The sequence below is a fragment of the Tateyamaria sp. genome (genome assembly GCF_039940735.1).
Classification (GTDB): domain Bacteria; phylum Pseudomonadota; class Alphaproteobacteria; order Rhodobacterales; family Rhodobacteraceae; genus Tateyamaria.
Map to the genome: position 1 here is coordinate 1 of NZ_JBDVGB010000034.1, position 17,870 is coordinate 17,870.

The window sequence follows — 17,870 nt, forward strand, 5'->3', positions numbered from 1 at the left end:
TCGGTGTCGAGCAAATCCGCATCACCGTCACCATCGGTGTCAGCAAGGGTGGGGTTAAACGTCCCGCCTTGGCCTGTGGTTGTGTCGACAAGGTCAATCACCCCATCGCCGTCGGTATCAGTATCGTCGTAAGCTACGAAATCTGCCGTCGACTGGCTTTCGATATAATCTGAAATGCCGTCATCGTCTGAATCCAGATCGATGTAATCCGCAATGCCATCGTTATCGCTGTCTTGTGGAACTGGCACGCCGGTTGACGTTTCCAAAATATCCGCGATGCCGTTTTGGTTTAGATCTGCAACGCCGCCCGCCAGGATGCCGATTTGGCCATCGCCGTTACCATTCAGGAGTGGGCTGATGCCGCTTTCTTGCAGATCAGACACGCCGTCATTGTCGCTGTCGAGATCAAGATAATCGGCGACACCGTCACCATCTGTGTCGCGCGGGGCGGCCACTTGGCCGTCAAGCGTACCGTCAAGCTCGTCAACGCGGTCGTCTAACCCGTCATTGTTGGTGTCAACAATTTCGCTTGCATCAATCGTGCCATTTCCATCTGTATCGAAGGCGGAAATATCCAACCCGCCTTCTTGGATGTCACTGATACCGTCGTTGTCGCTGTCGAGATCAAGGTGATCTTGAACCCCATCTCCGTCCGTGTCCGTCCCAAACGAGATCACAAGGTTTGGATCGCCGGCGCCGTCATTGCTGTTCGTCGCAGGAGAATTTGCGACGAAGACAAGTTCCGGGTTGTCTGTGTCATACCCTGTCAGCTCGTACAGATTGCCATCGTTGTTTTGCAACAACAGTTGATCGCCATTCACAACCCAAACAGAACCAAAGGCCGCATCGGGTACGTTGTCTACAAGCGTGGTCGTTTCCACAGACGGGGATGCTGCGTTTGAATCGAACGCGTACAGCGTATCTGCACTGACGCCGTAAAACACGCCATCAATGGCCGCAAAATCAGCAGCGAGAAATCCGTCACTCCCTGCAATCTCGACGCCTTCGCCTGTAGTGGGATCAACCTTAAACAAACTGTTACTGGTGGTTGCGCGTATAACGTATGAACCATCCGCAAAGGCGGCCGCAAAGGATCCGGTGTCCGCAACTGACGCGCCATTCGCATCGACAAGTGAAAGGTCACCAATATGCGTGGCTTCACCGGTTGTGACATCAATAGAAACGAGATCGCTGAACGCAACCGGGTCGCCGTTGCTGTCGAACCCGTCTTCACGTGCGATGGCATACAGGATGTCATCGGCACCGCCGTCATCTGTGCCTTCGTCATAGGCAAGGGCGTTATATTGAAAACCCTGTTCTTCGCCGACGGCAATGTAGTCGTTACTCTCAAAATCATATTGAAATAACTGTGAGTCCAAGACCTGGTACAAGCCAGATGCGCCCGTTGTTGGTGCGCCTTCAGCAACATCCAAGATGCCATCGTTGTCGTCGTCTAGGTCGATGTTGTCAGCGATGCCGTCACCATCACCGTCATCAATAGACCGGAAATCGACATCACTTGCATCGGCGTCGTTTCCATTCGCGAGACCGTCTTCGAGACCATCCACACCGGTTTGCGTGTTGCCTGTCTGACCGTCTTGATCCGCAAACGTGACGTTTGATCCGTCATCGATGCCATTTGTGGACGTGCCTGTTTCGGTTAACCCACTTTCAGAGCTGTCGTTAAATCCATCATTGTCGGTATCGGTGTCGAGCAAATCCGCATCACCGTCACCATCGGTGTCAGCAAGGGTGGGGTTAAACGTCCCGCCTTGGCCTGTGGTTGTGTCGACAAGGTCAATCACCCCATCGCCGTCGGTATCCGTATCGTCGTAAGCTACGAAATCTGCCGTCGGCTGGCTTTCGATATAATCAGAAATGCCGTCATTGTCTGAATCCAGATCAATGTAATCCGCAATGCCATCATTGTCGCTGTCTTGTGGAACTGGCACGCCGGTTGCAGTTTCCACGACATCCGCGATGCCGTTTTGGTTCAGATCTGCAACGCCGCCCCCTAGGATGCCGATTTGGCCGTCGCTGTTACCATTCAAGAGTGGGCTGATGCCGCTTTCTTGCAGATCAGACACGCCGTCATTGTCGCTGTCGAGATCAAGGAAATCGGCAACACCGTCACCGTCAGTGTCGCGCGGGGCGGCCACTTGGCCGTCTAGCGTGCCGTCAAGCTCGTCAACGCGGTCGTCTAACCCGTCATTGTTGGTGTCAACAATTTCGCTTGCATCAATCGTGCCATTTCCATCTGTATCGAAGGCGGAAATATCCAGCCCGCCTTCTTGGATGTCACTGATGCCGTCGTTGTCGCTGTCGAGATCAAGGTGATCTTGGACCCCATCTCCGTCCGTGTCTGTCCCAAACGAGATCACAAGATTTGGATCGCCCGCGCCATCGTTCTGGGTTGTCCCCGGAGAACTTGCAACGAAGACCAGTTCTGGCGATCCAGTGTCAAAACCGATCAATTCGTAAATGTTGCCATCGTTATTTTGCAGCAGCAATTGATCGCCATTCACAACCCAAACCGACCCAAAGGATACATCAGGGATATCATCGCTTAATGTGATGGTTTCGACTGTCGCAGATGGGTCGTTTGAGTCAAATTGGTAAAACGTATCCTGGTGGACACCGTAAAACACGCCATCGATGGCCGCAAAATCGGAAACGGTAAACCCGTCACTGCCAGCAAGTTTAGTGCCTTCACCTGTGGCGGTATCCACTTCGAACAAGCTGTTATCGGAGGTCGAGCGAATAAAGTACGCGCCATCTGTAAAAGTACCAGCAACGGAACCGTTGTCCGAAATTGGCGTGCCGTCGGTGTCGAAAAAGGACAGGTCGGCAATATGTGTGGTTTCGCCAGTTGTGACGTTCACTGAGACAAGGTCGCGATTTGCGACCGCTACACCGTTACTGTCGTCGCCGGATGATCGCGCGATGGCATATATAATGTCATCGCTGCCACCGTCATCCGTTCCGGGGTCATACCCTAGGGCGTTGTACAGGAAATCTTGTTCTTCACCTACAGGAACATAGTCGTTGGTCGAGAAGTCATATTGGAACAACTGCGGACCCAAGACCTGATACAGACCAGACGCGCCAATTGTCGGCCCGCCTTCATCAACGTCCAAAATACCGTCATTGTCGTCGTCAAGGTCGAGGCTATCCTCAATACCATCTAAATCTTTGTCCAAACTCGTAACCCATCAGTTGCTCTCGACCCGCTGTCGAAGTTAGGGGCTTGCTCATGCAACTTTGTGCACATTTTTTTGCCAAAACATGTCCACACTGTGTCGAATTGGGCTTTTGTGCATTTATCAGCGCGAACGGACCTCACAAGTTTGTGATAATTGGGTGGCGAACAAAATAGTTGTCCTGGCTTGCCAAGGGAGGTCCAACTTTAACGTGTGTGATGCCGTAAGTGACGGATTTCATGAAGTTACTTAAAAAACCCTCATGGGTTGATTTTTCCGGAACTACTTTCTGTACGGCCATGCCGGTCACTGAGGGTTCTGCCAAATTTTTTTTGGTAATGAAGACTGACGGGCATCGATGGTAACAAGTTGCCACGTCTTGCAGGTCTATGCCGATGGCGCGCAGATGGCTTCATGGTTTGGTTTTCATTCGGCATACGCAGGGGGGCAATGGCGCAACCCGTCCTGGCCGCTAGTCCCGTGTGGATTTCAGATAACATCTGCATTTTAAAGCGTGACTATGGCGTAACGATTAAACCTGAGATGTTTGAGAACGATACCGCCACGGGTCGCGCCAAGTTTGGAGTCTGCTTCCCGCCCAAACGTGCCAAAAATCCCCAGCCTTCCATCGCCGATCGCCAAAAGAAGCACAAGATTCTAGGCAACTATTGGGCAATCGCTGTTTTCGCCCCGGCGACACAGCGAAATCGCCAATTTACTTCCCGATCATTCCAGTCAATAAAAACAGAGAGTTAGGTGGCGGATGCGAAGTCCGCCAGATTCAACGGGGCGAAGTTGCAAGATATTGATTTGTATAAACAAATATTAATGCCGCATCACAACATGTATAGCAAAAAGTATAGCGCTAAATCTGAATTGCAAGTTTCTCCTCAACCACACGCTCCATTGCACGAAAGATGCTTTTGACTAAGAAAGCCTCTGCGTCTGGTTCCGACATGTCTACATAATGAATGTGACGCAAGGAGCTAGGAACCTCTCCGCCTTCATATAGAACAGGGATAACGGGACTAGTTTTCTTATCTCGCGCTTCAAGATTGTGAACAGCAGCCTTGATTTCAGACTTAACAAACTCACTTGAACCAGAGTGTTCAGTAAGCAAAACCACCGCCATCGCGCTTTCATCAAGCGCTTGTGCAATTGCATCTCTCCATACTTCGCCTGCCGAAATCTCATTGATATCCAGCCAAGGTTCCACATCGTTCTTTTGAAGTAGCTCCGCCATATCCCGCGCTTCTTGCTTGCTCTCGTGTGGATAGATAATGAAAACCCGTCTTGCTCTTCGTCTAAGATGACTACGTCGGATTATTTTTGAACAGATCACACTCGCAAATATTGAAGCAGAAAGACCGAACAATGCTACCACAATTTCTGGCCGCCAGCCCAAATCGGTTAGAATGAAATCTAGGGTTTTGCCTTCAATTGCTACCAACCCAAACCCAGTCAATATAAGACTTATCATTGTTGCAACAGCGACGAGTTTTTTTAGGTTTTCTGAACTACGCATCATTGGATACCTTTTACAAACAACACAAAGCTTGAAAGCAGTCCGATGCCGATCAAATTACAAAAGCCGCCAAGCCATACGAATTGGCCGCGAGGGTTCTGTGGTCTTTTTTCCCAATCCTGATGGAAGGCCATAACTACGAAGAAAAGGAAGAGGCAGGATGCAGTGAAAATCCCAAGAGGAACCGCCTTGGATTGATCGGCAGTGCTGGAGCCAGACACTTCAAAAATGAAAATCAGCGAGGAGGTAAGTGCTGCCAATGACAATTCAACACCCAAGAAAAAGTCGCTTGCTTGAAATGCAGTCCCTCTAACCAGCTTTTTTACCAAAGCCCCGAGCAATATCAAAACCATGGGTATGCATAGCGCAACAACGTAATTCAACGATTTAAAACCTTAGGACTCAGTATAAACGTATACAATATCACTATTCCAAAATTGTCGGCGACCGCCTGTCATTCCATATCAATCATTGAGGCCTGAATCAACTTAGTTAAGTCCCAAGTGGAATAGTTATACCACAACACTGCCCTAGACGGATTCCCGTGCTTATGTTAATATGTCAGCATTACTTACATAATTTGTTGACACAATGGCATTTCAAAAACTCAGACGCGCCCTAAGAATTACCCCGAAGGCTGCACCACACGAAACAAAATCTATTTCCTTGACCGACTCCGAAGCGCTTAGCCTTTTCGGGGCGATACCCACATCATCCGGCATTGCGGTCTCTGCAACGTCTGCCCTTCGGGTTCCGGCGGTTGCATGTGCGGTAGGCTTAATCAGTGAAACGATGGGTTCCCTACCTGCAAAGCTGCACGATGGGGAAAGCAAAGACATTCTAAAGGATCATCCGGCACATAAGCTCATCCACAAAGAGGCGAACCCTTGGACAAGCGCGGCACAGCTACGGGAACAGCTTACGCTAGATGCGCTTATGCACGGTGCAGGCCATGCGCTGGTTATCCGCAACGCCGATGGAACACCGCTTGAGTTACATCGCCTTGAGCATGGGCGCTGCCAGATGGTGCTGGAACCGGACGGCGAACCCTACTTTCTGGTGAACCCCGAAGGCCAAGGCCAAACCAGAAAATCCTATAAAGACATTTTGCGTGTTGAGGCATTTGGTGCAGCTTCCCCAATCTCACTTGGCCGCGAAGCGATTGGCCTAGCCATGCAATTTGAAAGCCATATGAGCGGCGTTTTCTCAAATGGTGGCCGTCCATCCGGCGTGATCAAAGCGCAAAAGGTTTTGGACGTAGAAGCCAAAAAGAAACTGGCGGAAAGCTGGTTTGCCACCCACGGTGGCAAAAGCGCAGGTGGCACGGCTTTGCTTGATGAGGGCATGGACTACAAACAACTGTCTATGACGCTTGCGGACACACAGTTTGCGGAAAACCGTCTTGAGCAAATCCGCGAAATCGCCCGTGCATTCCGCGTTCCACCAACCCTCTTGTTTGAACTGACACGCGGCACTTGGTCCAACACAGAACAGATGATGCGCCAATTCCTAACGCTCACCTTGGCCCCTTGGATCAAGTCTTGGGAATGGGGTTACGCACGTTGTCTTTTGACCGATCAAGAGCGGGATGAACTGTCCATTGCATTTGACGTGGAAAGCCTTTTGAGCGCCGATCACGCGGCCAAGGCAAACGCCTTTTCTCAATATCGCGCAATGGGTGCAGTAACCGCCAATGAGGTGCGTAAAGAATTGAACCTGCCAGCTATTGAGGGCGGCAACGTCCTTTCCAATCCCTACACCACTTCGGCAAGCACACCACCACCAGACAACGCAGATGATGCACCTGCCACCCCTGACAATGAGGACGCCGCTTGATGAACACCGAACAATTCTTTGGCGACCAAAAATACACCTTCGCACTCACAGATGAGATGATCCTAGAGCTTGAACGCAAAACTGATCTTGGCATTGGGGCGCTCTACCTTCGCGCCGTGAATATGGCGTTTTCCCTTACTGATCTAACCGAAGTCATCCGGCTTGGATTGATCGGCGGCGGCAAGTCACCAGAGCAAGCCAAAACCCTTTCCACAACATACGGCACAAACCGTCCTATCCATGAAATCTACCCATTGGCGTTGGATATTTTGGATGCGCGTTGGGGCGAAACTAAAGCATCCGAAGAGGACGCAACCCAATGACCCAATTCCTAGAAATCAAAGCAAACCTAGAAGTGTCTGACACTGGCGAAATCACAGGCCTAGCATGGCCTTGGGGCATTCCAGACCGTGTTGGCGATGTAATGACCAAAGGGGCGCTTGCCGCACCGCAACAACTTCCCATGCTTTGGAGCCATGACCAATCCGAAGTGATCGGCGTTTGGTCTGAAATCAAAGACACAGGCCAAGGCGTAGAAGTTAAAGGCCGCTTGCTGGTGGATGAAATTGCCAAGGCCAAAGAGGTACACGCGCTGATCAAGTCTAAGGCCGTGAACGGCTTGTCTATCGGGTTTGAAACCAAAGACAGCAAGCGCAACCCCAAGGGCCGCACCATTACAAAAGCGAATTTATTAGAAATCTCCATTGTCGCCGTTCCGTGCCATCCGGACGCGCAAATCACTTCCCTAAAATCCGATGGCACAGAACCCATTTTCAATAAGGACATTTTACAAATGGAAAACGAAGAACTTGAACTGGTAACCGTGACCACTCCGGCAAATGATGCACCAACCGTAGGTTTGAAAGCCTTTGACGCCGTTCAAAAGCGCTTGGATCAACTTGAGGCCAAGGCGAACCGTCCACAAGGCCTTCACATTGCGCAGCCAAAAGACGCTGACACAAAAGCTTACGGCAATTTCTTGCGCCGTGGTGTTGAGCGTATGGATGCGGATGAAATCAAAGCCCTGACTGTCTCAAATGACGCAAACGGCGGCTATCTGGCACCCGAAGAAACAGGCAATGAGCTGATCAAGCTTTTGACTGAATTTTCGCCCATCCGCCAATATGCGCGTGTGATCAACATTTCTGCCCCTGAGATTGTTTACCCGCGCCGCGTCACTGGCACGTCTGCATCATGGGTGGCAGAAATCGCCAACCGCACCGATACAGGCATGACCTTTGAGCAAGTAAAACTAGCAGCCCATGAGCTAGCAACCTTCACAGACGTTTCCAACGCTCTGCTAGAGGACAACGCTTACGGCTTGGAAGGCGAATTGCTGCAAGACTATGCAGAAAGCTTCGCCAAAACCGAAGGTCTAGCCTTCGTCAAAGGCACGGGAACAGGCCAGCCAAAAGGCATCATGGCGACAGGCAATGGCATCCAAGAGATGGTTACGGGTGCAGCCGCTGCATTCCCTACGTCCAACCCTGCGGACGTTCTCATTGCCGCCTACCACAAGATTCCAACCACCTATGCGCAGAACGGTGTTTGGTTGATGAACCGCAACACGCTGGCAATTGTGCGCCAATGGAAAGATGGAAACGGACGCTACCTTGTGCTTGATCCAATTTCGGAAGGTGCGCCGTCTACGTTGCTTGGTCGTCCAGTGGTTGAGATGACTGATATGGATGATCTTGGCGCTGGCAAATTCCCAATCTTGTTTGGTGATATGTCCGGCTATCGCATTGTGGACCGCATTGGCCTGACAACCCTACGCGACCCCTACACGCTGGCGACAAACGGCCAAGTCCGTTTCCATGCACGTAAGCGGGTTGGAGCTGATCTGACCCATCCGGATCGTTTCGTGAAAATCAAGTGTGCAGCCTAAAGGTAAGCACCCAAGAGCGCCCCAAATATGGGGCGTTCTAACCCTTCAAAACTTTGGAAACCCATTTGGATTATGCTGCAACATATCAGGAATTCGCGTTGGATTACGCTGGCAAGGTCGCATATTTGCGCCCTACGCTGCGCTGCGCAATCCGCATGGAAGCGATGCACGGCGGGTTTCCAAACCTGATCAAAAAGCTTGAAGAATTTGACACGGCAACCGTTGCGGCGCTCATCTCCAATTCAGCACCGCGCCAAGAGGCCGAGGCGTTTCTAGCCGCGTCCAGAAATACGCCAGTGCAGGCCTTTATGCTTGCCACACAAGCACAGCTTTTCCGGCTTATTAGTGCATTGCTGCCAAGTGATCCAGACACGAGCACAGAAACACCGCAAACGGCACAAAAGGCCGTGCCTTGGTCTACTGTCTATTCTGATCTGTTCGGCCTAGCTACGGGTTGGCTTGGTTGGAATCCGGAACAGGCGTGGCAAGCTACACCGCAAGAAATCACGCAAGCATTCATTGCGCACACAACCAAGCTCAAGGCGATGCATGGTGGTGATGACATCGAACAATCCGATATTTCAGATAAGCAACGCCAAGCAAATATCGAAGCTGGCCTTGATCCTGAATTTGACCGCCAAGGCCTACAATCCCTAAGCGGTTTGGGGAGTGTGCGCCAATGACCACGTTTCCCCGCCTATGTGTCAGATGTAACAAAACTGTTCCGGCCAAAGAACAATGCGCCTGCCAACGCCAGCTTAAGCGTGAACGCAACCAACGCCATGACCGCAACAGACCAACCGCCTCACAACGCGGCTATACACACCAATGGCGCAAGGCATCTAAGCACTTCCTAGAAATGCACCAACATTGCCAATGCGGACAACGTGCAACCCTTGTGGATCACGTCATTGCACACAAAGGCGACACCAATCTGTTTTGGGATCGGTCCAACTGGCAACCGCTTTGCACCCGTTGCCACAACAAACACAAACAACGATTGGAGCGCAGCCAATGATTGAACGCGGCGCACAATATCTTTGGATGGAAGTCCTACACGCGGCAATCGAAGACGCCTTTCAAGGTGTGCGTGGATCAAGCAACGACATAGCCAAGCGGTTGCGCAAAGTAACAGATGCAAGAGACTACCTGACCAAACCTAACGTGGATTTTGATACGGTCTGTTAATTGGCTGGCATGGATGCAGATGCAGTGCGTTCACGTATGCAAGCAAAACTACGGGATGCGCCAACACCCGAAGAATTGGTGATGACAAAGAACACAGCCTCTAGAGGCAAATCAATCACCCACAACGGCCAAACCTACACGCTCACACAATGGGCAGAACGTATTGGCGTTGCACCTTCGCTTATCACCAACCGTCTTAAGAAAGGTTGGCCGATAGAACGGGCTTTGGCGCCTGCGAGAGTAAAAGGCGAAAAACATGGCTGTGGATTGATTATTCTATGAAAAGATTCTCAAATCCAAGAAGAGCCGCTTTAAAATTGCATTGGCGTATAATCAAACTTGAAATGGTGGCTTCGGTCCGTTTGGCAAATCTTGTAGTCACCTTCGCCAACGATAAAACTGACAAGTTTGTCGCGGTTCAAGCAAACAGGGCAGATAAAGTGATCCGGTTGCCCATTAGATTGATCGGTTTTGAGCTTGAAAACCATATCATTTTGCCTCGTTCGATAAAGCTCGTATCGTCCTTTTTCTTTTTCAAACTCATCTTGCTTGTAGAGCTCTTGGCTCAACGCTTTCAGGGCGGTGCTAACCTCAACATTCATCATGTTAGCCGCTGTAAGCTCTGTAGCGAGTGCGTTCAGCAATTTTGCGGCCTGATCTGTGTCGGGTTCGGACCCACTTTGGAAAAGTCCCTTGATGGTTTGAATCGTGTCCGCTGCCTTACCAGTCGCACCCGCTGCGCTGGACGCAAGACCAATCATTTCTCCAATTTGAGCAAATTCCATCAGCAATCTCCAAAACAAAATTTCTTTCCGAGGGCTATGCACTTTCTAAGCAGTCACAATCAACGGGGGTGGTCCAGAACTTTAGAGGCAATTCGGGGACCGGCGCGGGGAAGTCCGCACAAGAGATCCATTAAATTAGACTTTTCAAATCCATTTTCAGGATAACAATTATGACAGCACAGACACCAACCACATTGCTTAAATCTCAACTCAACATCACCCATGCTTTGGATGACGACCTATTGGCGCACAAGCTGGCCGTAGCAGAGCTTTGGATCGGCAAAAACACCGGAACACCCTTTGATCCTAGCGACCCGATCCTAACCGAAGCGGCGCTAATGCTTGGGGCATTTTGGTGTGAACAAAGGGAAGCTGCAAGCTTTGGCCTGACCACTGCACCGGTCCCATTCGGTGTGCGTGAACTGTTGAACAGCTACAGAGAAAGTGTGACAGGCCATGTCATTAACTGATCAAAGCATACGGCTGCAAAAACAGCTTAAGAGCATACCAAAAGAGATTGTGGAACAGCTTGAACCCGCCTTGATCAAGGGTGCGGATGAGGTTGCCAGCACGATGCGCTTGCTTGTGCCGGAGGATGAGGGCGATTTGAAAGCGTCCATTGCGGTCACACCGCCAAACCGAACAACGCCAGCCTATGCAGAGGGCGGCGGTAAACGCACAGCGCAAGCCAACCAAGCTTTAGTGACGGTAGGCAATGAACAAGTGCGGCATGGTCACTTGCAAGAATTCGGAACGGTAAAAATGGAAGCGCAGCCGTTTATGCGGCCTGCCACCCGTATCGCAAAACCCAAAGCGGTGCGCCGCATATCCCGTGCGATTGGCAAAGCTATCCGCAATGTCGCTAGGAGGGCATGAACAATGATTGATCCAACAATCACTCTGCAAACAGCGGTGCGCAAAACCCTCATAGAAAGCCCCGAAGTGTTGGCACTGGTGGATGCAGATAGCATTCGCACGGGTCCAACGCGGCCTGACAATTTCCCAAGTGTGATCTTGGCGAACCCGCAAACGATGAACCTTGGCCGTGCGGCTGGTGGACAATATTGCACACGGGTTTTCTTGGACCTGCACATTTGGGCGATGGATGCAGGGGCAAACCTTGCGCAAAACATCGGCGCGGTGCTGACCCACGTTCTTTGGGATGCACCAACGCCAGACGGCGCAATCTTTGTAGATTATACCCGCCCATCTTTTCGCTACATCCGCGACCCTGACCCCGACAAATCCTATGCGCACGGCGTTGGGACGGTTGAGGCTGCAATCCTTTGGAGGCCTTAAACATGAAGATTAGAAGCGGGAACCTAGACCGCCAAATCACAATCACGCGGCTTTCTGAGACGGTAAGCGCAAGCGGTGGTGTGTCTAAATCATGGACACCCCTGCACACAATAAGAGCCGAAAAGATTGAGCTATCCAGTGCCGATGATCTTGAGGCCTTTGGCAATGCAGACGCAGGCCAAGTTGTTTTCCGCGTCCGGTTTATCCCTGATCTAACAACCAATGATCGGATCACATTTGAAGGCCAAGCCTATGACCTTGAGGGGATAACAGAGTTAGGGCGCAAGCACGGCCAAGAATTGCGCGGGGTGTTGGTGCAATGAATGCGAATGGACAAGGCCGCAAACCAACTTTGAAACCGGATGCACAAGCTTTGAAACGTGCGCCGCAACCACCAAAACACTTGGATAAATACGCCAAGGATGAATGGCGGCGCGTTATGCCGTTTCTGATCGAGCGGCAAATTGTGACAAAAGCGGATATGTCCGGCGTAGAAACCTATTGTGCGATGGTCGGGATCATCCGGACGGTTGAGCAAAACCGTTCTGAAAATGACGGCGTTATCAACGTGCCAATGTTTGGCGTGATGAACCGCGCCGCGACAACAGCGCGACAGCTTGCAGCCGAATTTGGCCTGACACCTGTTAGCCGTGCCAAGTTAGGCGGCATTTCCAATGATGATGACGCTGACAACCCTTTGGCGGTGTGATGTATGGGCGCAGCGGTTTCCAAAAGCTATCCATCTTGGATTTATGACGGGTCTGAAATTGCCGATCCTACGGGGTCTGGTGATAGAGCCGTGCGCTTTCTCAAAACCTTGAGGCATCCGGCGGCGGATAACACCAATGCACCGCCAAGCACTCATCCAAACGCTTTCCAACTGCATCCATTCCAAGAGCGCATTGTGCGCAGGATTTATGCACCACGCCATCCTGACGGTAGCCGTGTGGTCAAAACTGTTTTCATGTTGCTGCCCCGTGGCAATCGCAAAACAAGCTTAAGCGCGGCGCTTTCATTGCTGCACTTGTTTGGGCCAGAACGTGTTCCGGCGGGGCAATGCCTTTTTGCGGCGTGTGATCGTGAACAGGCTGGGATTGGGTTTAGGGAAGCGGCAAACATTGTGCGCCAAGATAAGCGCCTTACAGCCGCCGTGACCATTCGGGATGCATTCAACAGCAAGAAACAACTTACGTTCAAGGCCGCACAATCCACCCTAACGGCGTTAAGTGCCGATGGTGGTGCAGCACACGGATTAACGCCAACATTTACGCTGGTGGATGAAATTCACGCTTGGAAAGGCCGCGACCTATGGGAAGCGATTAAATCAGGCCAAGCCAAGGTGAATGATAGCTTGATGATCATCGCCACCACAGCGGGGCGCGGGTCTGAAAATCTAGCCGCCGATCTATACAACTACGCTTTGCAGGTAGCGACAGGCGAAGTTATAAATCCTGAGTTTTTGCCGATCCTGTTCCAAGCCGATGAGGGCGACAGATGGAATGATCCTGACACTTGGGAAAAGGCTAATCCTGGGCTTGTGCATGGGTTCCCTTCTAAACGCGGTTTGCAGGCCTTGGCGACAGAGGCCGAACACAGACCCGCAGACAAAGCGGCCTTTGAGCAATTCAACCTAAACCGCTGGCAGGCCAATAGCCGTGACCCTCTATTCAGCATGGCAACCTATGACGCCAGACGTTTTGAAGACGATCCTACAGACCTTGAACGCCTGCCATGTTGGATCGGTGTTGATATGGCAAAGAATGGCGACACAGCCGCCGTGGTCACAGCATGGAAACATAATGACGGGCAAGTGACGGTTAAGCCCAATTTCTTTATTCCGTCCGATGACATCAAAGAGCGTTCGGAACGTGACGGGGTTCCCTATGAGCAATGGCGTGATGATGGGCTTGTGACCCCAACAACGGGTCCAATCATTGATCCAGATTGGGTTGAGGATCACATAAGAGAACTTTGTGCGACCTATGACGTGCAAGAAATCGCGTTTGATCCATACCTAGCGCGGCAAATGATGCAGCACCTTTATGATGATGGTTTGCCAGTGGTTGAGCTACGCCAAGCCCCTTTGAGCATGGGTGTGGCTATTGGTGATCTAGAGCGCACCGTAAACGGCAAACTTATCCGGCACGATGGACACCCTGTTTTGCGCCACCACTTTGATTGTGTGGTTGCCAGCCGCAATGAAACGACAGGCCTAGTGCGGATGCACAAGGGCACGAAAACAGACCGCATTGATGGGGCCGTAGCCGCTGCAATGGCGGTTCACCGTGCCGTAGCAGGTGAAACAAACCGCAGCCAATATTCTGGCGATGATGCGGAAATATTCACGTTTTAGGAGTTTTAGAGATGAATGAATTACAAGGCCTAGTGGTCCCTATCGAAGCTAGAATTGATAAGCTTGAAAAAGGATTGGCACGGGCAAACCGCACACAGCGTAGAAGTGCGCAGCAAATGGAACGCCGTGCAAAACAATCCGCAGACCGGATGCGTAAAACCTATGGTGAAATGGGTGAAAGCGTTGGCAAAGGTTTCAAGAAAATGGCCCTGCCATTGTTGGCTGGTGTGGCAAGCATCCAAACCGTGCGCCAGATTGCAGCGACCACCAGAGCCGTTGCGCAGCTTGGGGATGAGGCCAAGCGCTCAGGTGTGCCGCTAAAGGCGTTCCAAGAATGGAAATTTGTAGCAGAGCAAAACCGGATCAGCGTTGATCAAATGATTGATGGCCTCAAAGAACTAAACCTTCGGGCGGATGAATTCGTTTTGACAGGCAAAGGGCCAGCCGCCGAAGCCTTTGCACGGCTTGGCTATGGTGCAGACCAATTGCGCGACAAACTCAAAGACCCGTCCGCGTTGCTCTTGGAAGTGATCGGGCGAATGGAACGCCTATCCCAGTCCGGTCAAATCCGCGTGGCAGATGAAATCTTTGGTGGATCGGCTGGTGAACGCTTTGTTGAGCTAATCGATAGGGGCGAAGACGGTTTGCGCCAAACCGTGAACCGCGCCCATGAATTAGGCCTAGTGCTTGATGATAGCGTGGTTGCCCGTGCGGATGAGCTAGATAGAAAATTCAACGTTCTAATGAGCAAAGTTGCCACGCTAGGGAAGCGCATAGCAGTTGCTACGGCTGATCTAACTGTTGATATCGTGACCCGTGATGAACCAGACCCGCTCGCAGGGCTTACTTTGAGCTATTCACAGCTTGAGCAGAAAGCACGGCAAGCAGGTCAAGCATCATGCAATCTGTGCAACTACTCAGAGCTTACGGCTACGATGACGTTGCCGCAGAGATGTATAATCTTTCACAAGCAGCAACAGACGTTTCAAATCAGTTTGCAGATGGCACAATCGAAGGGGAACAATTTAGTTCTGAGCTAAACACGATTCAAAAGGAAGCGCAGGCCGCTTTTGAACGTGTTGATGAGATCGACAGAGCGGATTTTCCAAATGTAATTTCTGCTCTTGCTGGCGTTGGCACGCAGCTATTAGAGACACTTGGCGTAGCCCAAAGCCTCAAGGGTGTGTTGGACGCCATAGATGGTGCGTCCGGTCCATCGCAGATGCAGGTATTCCGCGAAGCCGATGCAGAAAGCATGAGGGCTTGGGAAGCTGATCAAAAACGCCGTGCGGAATTCATGGACGGAGAAAGCACCCGCAATTCCATGACCCAAGAGCGCTTGGATTTAGAGCGCGAAATTGTGACGGTTCAAAAGAGCGCCGCCGATGCAGGTGTGACGCTGACAAGGCAACAAGCCGAAGCCGCTGCACAAGCCCGTATCACAGCCGATACAGCAAGACGTGCAGCAACCACACCAGACCGCCCCGCGTCCACGTCTGGCGGTGGTGGATCGGTTGAGCAATCGGATTGGGATGCAGAGCTTACTAGCTTGGCCGAAGAAACCGCAGCCCTGAAACTAGAAGCCGAAGCGCTATTGAATGTAACGGGTGCGCAAATCCAACGTGGCGATGCAATGGCATTGGCACAAACCAAAGCCGAACTTTTGAACGCTGCATTGCGGTCTGGCATGGCAGACACACCAGCCCTTAGAGCGCAGATTGAAGGTTTGGCAGATGAGTATGTCCAAGCTTCCAACAGTGCCGAACTTGCCGCAAGCAAGATTACCGAAGTGCAAGAGGCCTCACAACGCGGGGCCAACAGTATCGCGAATGTGTTTGAGGGAATGGCGACAGGTGCTTTGACCGCGAAAGAAGCGGTTGGCAGGCTCATCATCGAAGTCATCAAGCTATCTTTGAAAAAGCGATTGTTGGAAACCGCGTCTAATGCTGGCGGTTGGCTTGGCAAAATCGTTGGTGTGATCGGCGGTGGCTTTTCCGAAGGCGGCTACACGGGCGATGGTGGCAAGATGCAACCTGCTGGTGTTGTGCATAAAGGCGAATACGTGATGAGCAAATCCGCAACCCGTGCCATTGGTGTTGGAAATCTAGAGCGGCTGCACAGCACCGCAAAACGTGGCTACTCCGGTGGTGGTTTGGTTGGTGGAAATGCACCACGGCTGGCGGGTGGTAACTTTAAAAACATCTCTGTTTCCGTTTCTGCACCGATCACGATTGAAGGTCGTAACAATGCGACACCGGAACAGGACGCGGCTTTGTCCAAATCCATTGGGCGCGAAATGGAAGGTGTGATGCGGTCTACAGTCGTTTCTGAGATACGAAACCAAATGAGAAATGGAAATATGCTAGGTAGGCGGTAGGAAAAACCTGCAAGATTCCACGATTAATCAAGGTTTTACGTCTCACATTTGATAAGCCTTAAGCAACTGTTTCTAATATGAGAATTTCACCTCATTTGTCAGGGTGAAGCGTTTTTCTTTAGGTTCCGCCCTCATGTCGTGCTATACATAAACCAAATCCGCAGCCGCGAGAGTGCGCCCTCTAATTTCCATGACGGCCACCCGCAATCGCACACTAGACCGCTCATGTCAGACCGTTCTAGATATGTTATCGTCCTTGCCAAAGAACCCCCAGAAAACCGGACTCCAGACGGTGCGGGGAGCCATCCAGACGATAGGATGCAAGTTGGATTGCCTATGGCCAGCCCCGTTAGAAATGGCGGACGGATCATAGGGGTTGCTACTCATAGCGTGCAAAGATGACGGCTCTGACTTGATTGTGTCACCCGTCTGATATGATGCGATTGTAGGAAAGTCGCTCATGTTGCGCAGCCCTAGGGCTGCAACCGTATTGGCCGCAAGGTCAGGAAACATCGAATATCGCTAGGACAATGGATACCGCCTAGCATGGCTGACACCCAAGGTTCGGTTCACCACTTTGACGAAAAGAAATCAAAGCTTTCCCCCATAGGTATGATCGCACAGGCCGTTTGGCCTACTTTTTGAATGATCATACCTATGGGGGAAAAGTCTTATCGGAAAAGGTATATGAAAATTAATTAGGATTAAGAAATATGAATGAAAACAGAAAAGCACAAACTGCACTTGAAAAGCACTACCAAGAGAAGTTTGCTCGGGTTCACCACAACGTAGAAACGGCTAACCAAAAACTGTTAGCTCATTTTGTAGCACGGGTTTTGAAGCGCATTTCGAGCTATCCCGATGCGGGTCGAATGGAGGGGCTTTTTGCCAAAAAAGTCGTTTAGAGGCAATGATTTGGATAGATACCGCTAGCAGGTCTCGGAGTGTTATGATATAACACTCTTATCGTCCGGCAAGGCGGTATCAAAAGCCCTGCGCTTGATCACTTCTCTTAGAGGGCACCGTTGCGGGTGGATCAAGTGCAGGGCATTTGCTAAGCAACAAAGCATACACATCTGTAGTCCATGACAATCTAAACGTGTTGTCGTATCATCGGTCCATAAACGAGGATTGAACAGTATGCGTATTCAAAAATTTAAAGTTACAAACTACCGAAATATTATCGACTCCGATTGGATCACAACAACAAATGTAACCGCATTTGTTGGGCAAAACGAAGCGGGAAAGAGCAATCTGTTTGAGGCGCTATACTGCTTGAACCCCTACGTTGATGGAGCGACCTTCGACCCTGACGAAGACTGGCCCGTTGATGACTGGAAAGGGAGAAAAGAAGCAAAAGGAACTACCGTCTGCCAAGCGTATTTTGCGCTTGAAGTGAACGAGATTGAGCAGCTTTTC

19 protein-coding genes are annotated in these 17,870 nt (G+C 51.0%); 15 read left to right on the top strand and 4 right to left on the bottom strand.

The genetic code is table 11. The features are described from left to right. The 3 genes from ABJF76_RS06160 to ABJF76_RS06170 form a co-directional block, all read right to left on the bottom strand. A partial coding sequence (locus tag ABJF76_RS06160; protein ID WP_413822540.1) for a beta strand repeat-containing protein occupies positions 1-3,200 on the bottom strand: 3,200 nt, incomplete at its 3' end. A gap of 865 nt (positions 3,201-4,065) precedes the next feature. Beyond that, the gene (locus tag ABJF76_RS06165; RefSeq protein WP_413820769.1) at positions 4,066-4,725 is read right to left on the bottom strand and encodes a toll/interleukin-1 receptor domain-containing protein; all 660 of its coding nucleotides are present in this window, start codon (positions 4,723-4,725) and stop codon (positions 4,066-4,068) included. After that, positions 4,725-5,108 carry a hypothetical protein gene (locus ABJF76_RS06170; RefSeq protein ID WP_413820770.1) on the bottom strand — a complete coding sequence of 128 codons (384 nt, stop codon included), beginning with the start codon at positions 5,106-5,108 and terminating at the stop codon, positions 4,725-4,727. Before ABJF76_RS06170 ends, ABJF76_RS06165 begins: the two co-directional genes overlap by 1 nt. Before the next feature lie 208 nt (positions 5,109-5,316). On the opposite strand from ABJF76_RS06170, the gene ABJF76_RS06175 reads away from it, so the two are divergent. From ABJF76_RS06175 to ABJF76_RS06200, 6 genes are all read left to right on the top strand, one after another. Then, a complete protein-coding gene (locus ABJF76_RS06175; RefSeq protein WP_413820771.1) occupies positions 5,317-6,561 on the top strand; it encodes a phage portal protein in 1,245 nt (414 codons plus the stop codon). Next, positions 6,561-6,884, top strand: a complete 324-nt coding sequence (locus ABJF76_RS06180) for a gene transfer agent family protein (protein WP_413820772.1) — start codon at positions 6,561-6,563, stop codon at positions 6,882-6,884. The genes ABJF76_RS06175 and ABJF76_RS06180 overlap by 1 nt, the downstream gene beginning before the upstream one ends. Further along, positions 6,881-8,449 (top strand): phage major capsid protein, encoded by a 1,569-nt coding sequence (locus ABJF76_RS06185; RefSeq protein ID WP_413820773.1) that lies wholly within the window; start codon positions 6,881-6,883, stop codon positions 8,447-8,449. Before ABJF76_RS06180 ends, ABJF76_RS06185 begins: the two co-directional genes overlap by 4 nt. A 65-nt stretch (positions 8,450-8,514) precedes the next feature. Continuing rightward, complete coding sequence (locus ABJF76_RS06190; protein WP_413820774.1) at positions 8,515-9,132, top strand: hypothetical protein; 618 nt, start codon at positions 8,515-8,517, stop codon at positions 9,130-9,132. A gap of 176 nt (positions 9,133-9,308) precedes the next feature. Further along, positions 9,309-9,467 carry an HNH endonuclease gene (locus ABJF76_RS06195; protein ID WP_413821050.1) on the top strand — a complete coding sequence of 53 codons (159 nt, stop codon included), beginning with the start codon at positions 9,309-9,311 and terminating at the stop codon, positions 9,465-9,467. Next, complete coding sequence (locus tag ABJF76_RS06200) at positions 9,464-9,637, top strand: hypothetical protein (protein WP_413820775.1); 174 nt, start codon at positions 9,464-9,466, stop codon at positions 9,635-9,637. The genes ABJF76_RS06195 and ABJF76_RS06200 overlap by 4 nt, the downstream gene beginning before the upstream one ends. A gap of 311 nt (positions 9,638-9,948) precedes the next feature. Here ABJF76_RS06200 and ABJF76_RS06205 read toward each other — a convergent pair whose 3' ends face one another. Beyond that, on the bottom strand, positions 9,949-10,422 hold the full coding sequence (locus ABJF76_RS06205; RefSeq protein ID WP_413820776.1) for a hypothetical protein: 474 nt from the start codon (positions 10,420-10,422) through the stop codon (positions 9,949-9,951). 170 nt (positions 10,423-10,592) lie between these two features. Between ABJF76_RS06205 and ABJF76_RS06210 the strand changes: the two genes are divergently transcribed. The 9 genes from ABJF76_RS06210 to ABJF76_RS06250 all read left to right on the top strand — a co-directional run. Next, complete coding sequence (locus tag ABJF76_RS06210) at positions 10,593-10,892, top strand: head-tail connector protein (protein WP_413820777.1); 300 nt, start codon at positions 10,593-10,595, stop codon at positions 10,890-10,892. Beyond that, a complete protein-coding gene (locus ABJF76_RS06215) occupies positions 10,879-11,298 on the top strand; it encodes an HK97-gp10 family putative phage morphogenesis protein (RefSeq protein ID WP_413820778.1) in 420 nt (139 codons plus the stop codon). Before ABJF76_RS06210 ends, ABJF76_RS06215 begins: the two co-directional genes overlap by 14 nt. A gap of 3 nt (positions 11,299-11,301) precedes the next feature. Beyond that, positions 11,302-11,721, top strand: coding sequence for a tail completion protein gp17 (gp17, locus tag ABJF76_RS06220; RefSeq protein WP_413820779.1), 420 nt, complete (start codon positions 11,302-11,304; stop codon positions 11,719-11,721). A 2-nt stretch (positions 11,722-11,723) separates the two neighbouring features. Next, the gene (locus ABJF76_RS06225; RefSeq protein ID WP_413820780.1) at positions 11,724-12,044 is read left to right on the top strand and encodes a phage head closure protein; all 321 of its coding nucleotides are present in this window, start codon (positions 11,724-11,726) and stop codon (positions 12,042-12,044) included. Then, positions 12,041-12,430, top strand: a complete 390-nt coding sequence (locus tag ABJF76_RS06230; protein WP_413820781.1) for a phage terminase small subunit P27 family — start codon at positions 12,041-12,043, stop codon at positions 12,428-12,430. Before ABJF76_RS06225 ends, ABJF76_RS06230 begins: the two co-directional genes overlap by 4 nt. Positions 12,431-12,433: 3 nt before the next feature. After that, on the top strand, positions 12,434-14,074 hold the full coding sequence (locus ABJF76_RS06235) for a terminase large subunit (protein ID WP_413820782.1): 1,641 nt from the start codon (positions 12,434-12,436) through the stop codon (positions 14,072-14,074). Between the two features lie 898 nt (positions 14,075-14,972). Continuing rightward, positions 14,973-16,451, top strand: a complete 1,479-nt coding sequence (locus ABJF76_RS06240; protein ID WP_413822402.1) for a hypothetical protein — start codon at positions 14,973-14,975, stop codon at positions 16,449-16,451. Between the two features lie 713 nt (positions 16,452-17,164). Next, positions 17,165-17,356: a hypothetical protein gene (locus tag ABJF76_RS06245; RefSeq protein WP_413820785.1), complete on the top strand. Its 192-nt coding sequence runs from the start codon at positions 17,165-17,167 to the stop codon at positions 17,354-17,356. 235 nt (positions 17,357-17,591) lie between these two features. Continuing rightward, a partial coding sequence (locus ABJF76_RS06250; protein ID WP_413822541.1) for an AAA family ATPase occupies positions 17,592-17,870 on the top strand: 279 nt, incomplete at its 3' end.

Excerpts from the sequence above, each read along its gene's own strand:
- ABJF76_RS06210 (WP_413820777.1), top strand. The coding sequence starts at position 10,593 with ATGACAGCACAGACACCAACCACATTGCTTAAATCTCAACTCAACATC.
- ABJF76_RS06235 (WP_413820782.1), top strand. The coding sequence starts at position 12,434 with ATGGGCGCAGCGGTTTCCAAAAGCTATCCATCTTGGATTTATGACGGG.
- ABJF76_RS06195 (WP_413821050.1), top strand. The coding sequence starts at position 9,309 with ATGCACCAACATTGCCAATGCGGACAACGTGCAACCCTTGTGGATCAC.
- ABJF76_RS06180 (WP_413820772.1), top strand. The coding sequence starts at position 6,561 with ATGAACACCGAACAATTCTTTGGCGACCAAAAATACACCTTCGCACTC.
- ABJF76_RS06185 (WP_413820773.1), top strand. The coding sequence starts at position 6,881 with ATGACCCAATTCCTAGAAATCAAAGCAAACCTAGAAGTGTCTGACACT.
- ABJF76_RS06205 (WP_413820776.1), bottom strand. The coding sequence starts at position 10,422 with ATGGAATTTGCTCAAATTGGAGAAATGATTGGTCTTGCGTCCAGCGCA.
- ABJF76_RS06230 (WP_413820781.1), top strand. The coding sequence starts at position 12,041 with ATGAATGCGAATGGACAAGGCCGCAAACCAACTTTGAAACCGGATGCA.
- ABJF76_RS06215 (WP_413820778.1), top strand. The coding sequence starts at position 10,879 with ATGTCATTAACTGATCAAAGCATACGGCTGCAAAAACAGCTTAAGAGC.
- ABJF76_RS06200 (WP_413820775.1), top strand. The coding sequence starts at position 9,464 with ATGATTGAACGCGGCGCACAATATCTTTGGATGGAAGTCCTACACGCG.
- ABJF76_RS06245 (WP_413820785.1), top strand. The coding sequence starts at position 17,165 with ATGAATGAAAACAGAAAAGCACAAACTGCACTTGAAAAGCACTACCAA.
- ABJF76_RS06240 (WP_413822402.1), top strand. The coding sequence starts at position 14,973 with ATGCAATCTGTGCAACTACTCAGAGCTTACGGCTACGATGACGTTGCC.
- gp17 (WP_413820779.1), top strand. The coding sequence starts at position 11,302 with ATGATTGATCCAACAATCACTCTGCAAACAGCGGTGCGCAAAACCCTC.
- ABJF76_RS06165 (WP_413820769.1), bottom strand. The coding sequence starts at position 4,725 with ATGCGTAGTTCAGAAAACCTAAAAAAACTCGTCGCTGTTGCAACAATG.
- ABJF76_RS06225 (WP_413820780.1), top strand. The coding sequence starts at position 11,724 with ATGAAGATTAGAAGCGGGAACCTAGACCGCCAAATCACAATCACGCGG.
- ABJF76_RS06175 (WP_413820771.1), top strand. The coding sequence starts at position 5,317 with ATGGCATTTCAAAAACTCAGACGCGCCCTAAGAATTACCCCGAAGGCT.